Source organism: Nitrospirota bacterium (assembly GCA_016214385.1).
Lineage (GTDB): Bacteria > Nitrospirota > Thermodesulfovibrionia > UBA6902 > JACROP01 > JACROP01.
Genome location: JACROP010000176.1, coordinates 1 through 7695, shown reverse-complemented (window position 1 = coordinate 7695; position 7695 = coordinate 1). Strand labels below are relative to the sequence as shown.

Annotated in this window: 8 protein-coding genes and 1 other RNA gene; 4 read left to right on the top strand and 5 right to left on the bottom strand. The window is 43.3% G+C overall.

Annotated elements, in window-relative coordinates; translation table 11 throughout:
* Positions 1-9: 9 nt before the first annotated feature.
* Positions 10-798: a hypothetical protein gene (locus HZC12_10790; GenBank protein MBI5027189.1), complete on the bottom strand. Its 789-nt coding sequence runs from the start codon at positions 796-798 to the stop codon at positions 10-12.
* A gap of 94 nt (positions 799-892) precedes the next feature.
* On the opposite strand from HZC12_10790, the gene HZC12_10785 reads away from it, so the two are divergent.
* The 4 genes from HZC12_10785 to HZC12_10770 all read left to right on the top strand — a co-directional run bounded on the left by HZC12_10785 (position 893) and on the right by HZC12_10770 (position 4808).
* Entirely contained in the window at positions 893-1783 is an 891-nt protein-coding gene (locus tag HZC12_10785) for a 4-hydroxy-tetrahydrodipicolinate synthase (protein MBI5027188.1), read from the top strand.
* A 35-nt stretch (positions 1784-1818) separates the two neighbouring features.
* A non-coding RNA gene (ssrS, locus tag HZC12_10780) (6S RNA) lies at positions 1819-1995 on the top strand.
* 434 nt (positions 1996-2429) lie between these two features.
* Positions 2430-3995 carry a ribonuclease Y gene (rny, locus tag HZC12_10775; protein ID MBI5027187.1) on the top strand — a complete coding sequence of 522 codons (1566 nt, stop codon included), beginning with the start codon at positions 2430-2432 and terminating at the stop codon, positions 3993-3995.
* A gap of 24 nt (positions 3996-4019) precedes the next feature.
* Complete coding sequence (locus tag HZC12_10770) at positions 4020-4808, top strand: TIGR00282 family metallophosphoesterase (protein ID MBI5027186.1); 789 nt, start codon at positions 4020-4022, stop codon at positions 4806-4808.
* Between the two features lie 239 nt (positions 4809-5047).
* Here HZC12_10770 and HZC12_10765 read toward each other — a convergent pair whose 3' ends face one another.
* The 4 genes from HZC12_10765 to HZC12_10750 form a co-directional block, all read right to left on the bottom strand.
* On the bottom strand, positions 5048-5320 hold the full coding sequence (locus tag HZC12_10765) for an HU family DNA-binding protein (protein MBI5027185.1): 273 nt from the start codon (positions 5318-5320) through the stop codon (positions 5048-5050).
* 123 nt (positions 5321-5443) lie between these two features.
* Positions 5444-5821 carry a cytidine deaminase gene (locus HZC12_10760; GenBank protein MBI5027184.1) on the bottom strand — a complete coding sequence of 126 codons (378 nt, stop codon included), beginning with the start codon at positions 5819-5821 and terminating at the stop codon, positions 5444-5446.
* Positions 5822-5891: 70 nt separating this feature from the next.
* Entirely contained in the window at positions 5892-6611 is a 720-nt protein-coding gene (locus tag HZC12_10755; protein ID MBI5027183.1) for a helix-turn-helix domain-containing protein, read from the bottom strand.
* 1 nt (position 6612) lies between these two features.
* Entirely contained in the window at positions 6613-7473 is an 861-nt protein-coding gene (locus HZC12_10750; GenBank protein MBI5027182.1) for a tetratricopeptide repeat protein, read from the bottom strand.
* Positions 7474-7695 lie beyond the last annotated feature (222 nt).

Here is a 7695-nt window from a genome sequence, read left to right as displayed (position 1 = left end):
TTTTAAATTTTATTTTTCCTCCTCAATGATTCTTATTACTTTTCTTTTTTCGGCCGGGTAGAGAAAAGTTACTGAGACCAGGACCCTGTATTCCGGGGTCCTGGTTTTAGGGTCAAAACCTATCCCCAGAGTTGTATACATGGATTCGGTAGTTGCAATCCTGTAGCCGACCCTGAGTTCAAGGATGTCTCTGTCATGGAAACGACTTTTCCGACCATAGAGCTCGCCTAAAAGATTTAAATTGCTTGCTGCCTGGAAATCAATACCAAATGCATAAGTCAACTCATTCCTCAGAGATGGTCTGTCTATTGCAGTGTAAATCAGATTGATGTGCCCGTTTACAGGGCCAAAGCGTTTACTTAAAATAATGCCTGCACTAAAATCTGTAGAATTTGCGTGGGGCTCGTTTCCCACAGGAATACCGAGAACAAAAATAGAGGAAATAGATGGTGTAATGGCCGTTTCATTTAAGAAGCGATATTTCAAGCCCAGATTTAATTGTTCAAAACCCTCAGAATCTTCTCCCCACGTGTAAGGAAAGTTAAATCCAAGTTCAGCCGCCTCACTTATGCCGTAAGCAGCCTGTATGGATGCCCTTTCTATGGTGGGCTCTCTTAATAGTTCAAATGCAGGGGCAAAGGCCCATTGGTTTTTCTTCAGGCTCTTTGCACCGAAGGTGGAAAATACTCCATTGGGGGCAAGAGGCTTGTACCCCATTGGTTCAGGGACTTCAGAAGATAAAGAAGTAGAGGGCACTATAATAAGTATTATAAGCAGCAAATAAAGGGAATATCTCATTCCATAAAAATATCAGAAATAGCATCCCACTGTCAATTTCCCTTGACCCTGATAATGGTTTTGGCCTAAACTTTAGCATTAAGGAGGATTTTTTATGGTTAAGGGTTCAATTGTTGCAATTGTTACGCCATTTAAAAATGGCAGAGTGGATGAGAAAGCCCTAAGAGATTTAATAGAGTGGCATATAGCTGAAGGCACTGATGCAATAGTGCCATGCGGTACTACAGGAGAGTCTGCTACCCTGGATTATGACGAGCATTACAGAGTCATAGAGATAACAGTGAAAACTGTAAAAGGCAGGGTTCCTGTAATTGCCGGCACAGGTGCAAATTCCACAGATGAAACAATAATGATAACAAAAAAGGCAAAAACACTCGGCGCTGATGCTGCCTTGCTGGTTACACCTTACTACAATAAGCCAACGCAGGAGGGTCTGTACAGGCATTACAAAAAAGTAGCTGAGTCAGTTGATATTCCGATAGTGCTCTATAATGTCCCGGGCAGGACTGGAGTAAATCTTCTGCCTTCAACTGTTGCACGTCTGCTGGAGTTTAAAAATATTATTGCCATTAAAGAGGCTACAGGTGATATGAAGCAGGTGAGTGAGATTATCCGCCTCTGCGGAGACAGGATTGCAGTAATATCAGGAGACGATTTTACAACCTTCCCGCTTTTGGCCCTCGGAGGAAAGGGTGTAATTTCTGTTACAGCCAATGTGGTGCCCAGGGATGTCTCCTCCATGGTCAGGGAATGGGAAAAAGGAAATATTGAAGGGACAAGGAGGCTGCATTTTAAACTCGAGCCTCTGAATCAGGCAATGTTTATTGAAACAAACCCGATACCGGCAAAGACAGCCCTGAGCATGATGGGTAAAATCGAGGAGGAGTTCAGGTTGCCCCTGTGTCCTATGAATGATGCAAACAGGGAGAGGCTCAGAAAGACCCTTTTAGAATATGGGCTTTCACTTAACTCACAATTTGCTTGAAAATTACGTAATTTTTTGGTATAAATAGGTAGAAGTTTTGCCTACCTTGTGCGTGATAGGTGGAAAAGTTGATCCGTCAAATTAAAAAGTTAGGGAGCCATATTAAGGCAGGTGTGAGCGCTCTAAGGAGCAAGCCTAATCCTCCTTTTGAGGCACCCACGTATACTTTATGGGATCTGAGTTTTCTGCCTACACGGCAAGGTGGGTTTAATAGCCTCTTTATGAGGTTGTATTGCTTAATGGCCATGACAGTTAAAGTTCTTAGGGGAAGATTGAATATAAATAAACCTTTTTCGGTTTACAGGGCACTGAACCAGACGGTTCAGGGCAGGGCCCTATCGGGCCTTTTTTCTATAGAGATAAAAACTCAAGCAAAATTCAACTTGTCCCTCCCATAAGACTTCTTCTGTCATAGGCCATTCACGGAGACCAGGGCTTAGCCCCTGAAGTGTGAATGGAACTTTTCAAAATGAACAATCAGACCCGGTCTAATCCCGAGATTTCGGGAAAGGGCTCCACTTGCCTGGAGAATGCAGCCCAGCCATTATAACACCATCTCTGCATTTATAAAGAGCATAAGGGGAGGAGACCCCGGAGGTTTTGAAAAGGTAATAAAAAAGAGACTTGAGAAAAGGAGGATCAAATAATGTTTAATTCGATATACATACCCATAGCCCTTGCTGTTGGGTTTGGATTGGGATTTATCCTTGCATTGTTTTACTGGAAGAGCGTGTCGGGTAAGGAATCGAAGGAAGTCAAGCAAAACGCAGAAAAAATTTTACAGGAGGCCAGGAGAGAGGCAGACGCTGTTAGAAAAGAGGCAGCACTTGAGGCAAGAGATAAAGTTTTTCAGGCAAAGGCTGAAGCTGACAGAGAGCTTAAAGATAGAAGGGCGGAGTTAAATCAACTTGAGAGGAGAGTTCGCCAGAAAGAAGAGACCTTCGAAAGGAAGACCGATCATTTAGAAAGAAAAGAACAGGAGCTTAACAGGAGGGAAAAGGACATCTATAATAAAGAGAAGGCTGTTGCTGAAAAAGATGCCCGCTATGAAAATCTTCTAAGGGAACAGACGAGTCTCCTTGAGCGCATTTCAGGCCTGCGTGCTGAGGAGGCAAGGAAAGAGCTCCTCAAGAAAATTGAAGATGAATCAAGATTTGATGCTGCAAAATTGACAAAAAGGATTGAGGATGAAGCAAAGGAGATAGCTGATAGAAAGGCCAGGGAGATTATCAGCCTTGCCATCCAGCGTTATGCAAGTGACTATGTTGGTGATGCCACTGTCAGTGCTGTAAGCCTTCCAAATGATGAGATGAAGGGGAGGATAATCGGCAGAGAAGGAAGGAATATAAGGGCACTTGAGGCAGCCACTGGTATGGAGCTTATAATAGACGATACCCCTGAGATGGTTCTGTTATCAGGTTTTGACCCTGTCAGGAGAGAAATAGCGAGGATTTCTCTGGAGCGCCTTATAGCAGATGGGAGGATTCATCCAGCCAGGATTGAGGAGATTGTTGAAAAAGTAAAAAAGGAGGTTGAGGCAACAATCAAGGAAGAAGGCGAGAAGGCGATCTTCGACCTCGGCCTTCATGGGATACATCCAGAGCTTGTAAGGCTTGTTGGAAAGCTTAAATACAGAACATCCTATGCCCAGAATGTCCTTCAGCATTCAAGGGAAGTGGCCTATTTAGCAGGTGTTATGGCTGGAGAGCTCGGGGTTGATGCAAGACTTGCAAAGAGGGCAGGTATCCTCCATGATATCGGGAAGGCCGTTGACCATGAGGTTGAGGGCTCTCATCAGGCCATCGGCGCCAGTATTGCGAAAAAATTTGGAGAAAACCATAAGGTAGTAAATGCGATTCAGGTTCACCACGGCGAAGGGGACCCCACCACTGTAGAAGCCGCCCTTGTTGCGGCTGCTGATGCGCTTTCAGCAGCAAGGCCAGGGGCAAGAAAGGAAACACTCGAAAGCTATCTAAAGAGGCTTGAGAAACTTGAGGAGATAGCAATGTCTTTTAAGGGTATTGACAGGTGTTATGCAATCCAGGCTGGAAGGGAAATAAGGCTTATAGTAAGGCCCGAAGAGGTCACGGATGAAGTTTCAGCCCAGATATCCAGGGAACTTGCAAAGAAGATAGAGGAAAGTCTTACATACCCTGGCCAGATAAAGGTGACTGTGATAAGGGAGTCAAGGTATGTGGAATATGCTAAGTAAATATAGCCGGAAAGTAAGAAATTAATAAAGGTGAAAGTTTTATTTGTAGGTGACATAGTAGGAGAGGCTGGCAGAAAGGCATTGAAGGAAGGTCTTGGGCGTGTGGTCGAACGCTTTAAGATAGACTTCGTGATTGCCAATGGTGAGAATGCAGCCGGCGGTTTTGGTATAACCCAGAAAGTAGCTGAAGAGGTTTTTTCTCTCGGAGTCCATATCCTTACATCAGGAAACCACATCTGGGATAAAAAGGAGGTTCTTTCCTATATTGTAAGAGAAAACAGGCTATTAAGACCTGCTAATTATCCTCCAGATGTCCCTGGCTATGGGAGTCTTGTTCTTAATGCCTCCTCAGGAGAAAAGGTTGCTGTCCTCAATCTCTCAGGCAGGGTATTCATGAGCCAGATGGACTGCCCTTTTCAGGTTGCGAGGAGGGAGATACCAAAACTCAAAGCAGAGACCAATATAGTTATTGTTGATTTCCATGCCGAGGCTACCTCTGAAAAGGCTGCCTTTGGTTGGTTTTTAGACGGAGAGGTGAGCGCAGTCATAGGTACACATACTCATGTCCAGACCGCTGATGAGCAGATATTCCCAAAGGGTACTGCTTTTATAACGGATGTTGGCATGACCGGGCCTCTGAATTCAATAATAGGAATTAAAAAAGAGCAGATAATAAATAAATTTCTTACACAGATGCCTGCACGTTTTGAGATCGCCAAAGGCCCATCTATTCTTTCTGGCGTTGTTATAGAAATAGATTCAAAAACAGGAATGTCCACCGGGATTCAGCGATTACAGATAAGATATTCTTAGAAAGTTGCTGCTATTCAGTTGTGTCATCTTAACGACTCTAAGATTTCTCGCGGAGTTTACCCTGACACGAAGTGTCATTTCGAGAAATCTTAAGATTCCTCTGCCGAAGCCTCGGCATCGGAATGACAGGCGAAGGGTTCGGAATGACAGAAAAGAGACTTTTTCAGCAGCCTGTTAGAAAGTTAAGGGGGGAGCATTGAGCCTGTCGAAATTGTCCCCCCTTTTTAATTTAAATAATATTACTTTACAGCAGTCTTCAGGGCTTTGCCGGCTGTGAATTTCGGGGCTCTCGTAGCAGGAATCTTAATCTCAGCCCCTGTCCTTGGATTGCGGCCTTTTCTGGCTTTTCTTTTTACCGAAGAAAAAGTGCCAAATCCAACGAGGGTCACTTTATCGCCCTTTTTAAGGGCCTTTGTTACGCCCTCGACGATAGAGTCGATTGCCTTTGCTCCGGAAGCTTTGGATATTCCCGCATCCTTTGCCACCTTGTCGATGAGTTCGGCTTTTGTCATGACAGATCTCCTTTCTTTTCAGGATTATCAATGGATTCTACACAAGAAGATACCAGCATGTTTGATGTTTGTCAATAGTTTTGTTAAAAATATAAATGAAAAAATTGCGGAGGCAGAGTGTGTTCATGCAAAATCCTTGCTAAACGCATACGGTAAGAATTCTTTTATGGTAAATTTTTTGACACCCATTTCACTCTTAAGGTATATTTCAAGGTTTTTAGCAAAATCCCACAATAATTGTCTGCATGCACCGCATGGATAGCAATAATCTCTGTCATTAGCTACAATAGCCATAGCCTTAAAGGAACGCTCACCATTAGAGAGGGCATTGAGTATTGCGACCCGCTCTGCGCATACACTCAGAGCCAGCGAGGCATTTTCTATATTGCAGCCCGAATAAATTTTCCCGTTTTTTGCAATGATGGCTACCCCTACTTTAAACTTAGAGTAAGGGGCAATGGCATTCCCCATGGCCTTTTCTGCCATGCGAATGAGTCTCATGATCGTTTTGCTGTCCAAATTATTCCCAAATCCAGGCATAAAGGTTTTAATAAGCAGGACTGGATTTAAATTATCGTTGGTGCCCTGGTAATTTCAGTGTTACAACTTCACCTTTTGAACCAATTGGGCCCAAATCTTTACCATTGAAATAAAGCTTTACGCCTCCGGCATTTCCTATTTTAATTGAAAAACCTTCTATGGCCTCCCATTCAGCACTCTCGCCGGCCATGAGAATGACATCTGATGGCTTTTGCCCGTCCGGGCTTACTAATAGCCATGTATCTTCAATTGCCGTTATCTTAAGAGAAAGTTTGGCAGGAGGCTGCTTTGATTGTTCCTGTTCAGGCTGAATCAATTCTGGAGTTGTAGTTTCTATCCGGGGCTGCGCTGGCTGCTCAATAACAGGTGGAGGTGTTTCGTACTTGCTAATCTGCGTTGTGAAGAAGAAAAGCGATACGACGGCAATGGTTGAGATGATTAAAATTATTAAATATAGATGCCATGAGTGTGACAGGGGCTTTTTTTCATCCCGGGGTGGTTTTTCCTCTATCTCCATGGGTTTGGTCTCATCTGGTAAGAGACTCAGGATATAATCGCCATCGAGGCCGAGGAATCTGGAATAAAGCCGGAGGTAACCTTTAACAAAAACCTCACCAGGGATTTGTTCGTATTTTTCTTCCTCAAGAGCCCTCAGGTAGGCCTGACTTACTTTTAAATTTGCAGAAATCTCCTTTAAAGATAAAGACCTTTTTTCCCTCTCTGCCTTCAGGATTTTCCCTGGCGTATCCATTTCATTTCAGTATTTCTATATATTTTAATGCCTCTTTGCTTTTCTCCTGGATGCCGCTCTCTGCTACTTTTCTGAAATGTTCGATGGCTCTTTTTTTATCCCCTTCTCTGAGGTATGCATTGGCAAGTTCCCAGTGGGCTTCTATATAGTGCGGGTCTATTGTGACTGCTTTTGAGAACACTCCTATGGCATCTTTATTTTTGTCTAACTTTACATAAATAAGGCCGAGTACATAGAGAGGATAATGGAAATTCGGAGACCTTTTAAGCGCTTCTTTAGTGGATTCCATGGCTTTAAGATATTCCCCTTTTTTATAAAGGGCAAGACCCATATTGGAATAGGCAGTGTCTGGCGTTGCATAGAGGGGGTTTTTCAGGGCAAGCTGAAATGACTTTATTGCCTCGTCCCATTGTTCAAGCTTCGTATATGTGACACCGAGGTTGTTGTGTGCTTCTGAAAATTTGGAGTCAACCATTATAGCTTTCCTATAGGAAGAGATGGCGTCACTATATTTTTCGAGCTTTGTATAAATGAGGCCGAGGGCGTTGAGGGATTCTTTGTCTTCGGGGTTTAATGCTATGGACTTCTGAAACTCAACAAAGGCTTCCTGTATCCTGTCTTCTGTGAGATATGCGAGCCCTAACTTATAATGAACCTGAGCCATCTGTATCTTCTCTACACTCGGGGTTGTGACACATCCAGTAAACAGTAAACAGTAAACAGTAAACAGTAAACAGAGCATGAGAAGTTGAGAGGTTGAGAAGATAAGAAGTTGAGATTTCTTATCGTCCCATCTTCTTATCTTCGTATCTTCTATATTTTTCTTCTGCACTCTGTCTTCTGCACCCTGTATTCTGTGCATAACCTCCTCTACCCTGCTAAATTAACAGAAAATTCCCTGTAATGCAAGGCTTTGTACTCGTTCAATACATATGAGACAAAACACGAGAAGACAAAAATCGTTTAAAACTCAAGGGTTGATAATTATATGTCATTCCCGCGAAGGCGGGAATCCAGTCCTTTTAACCAATTTTTCAATATCTTTTTCTGGATTCCTGCTTCCGCAGGAATGACGCATTATTTC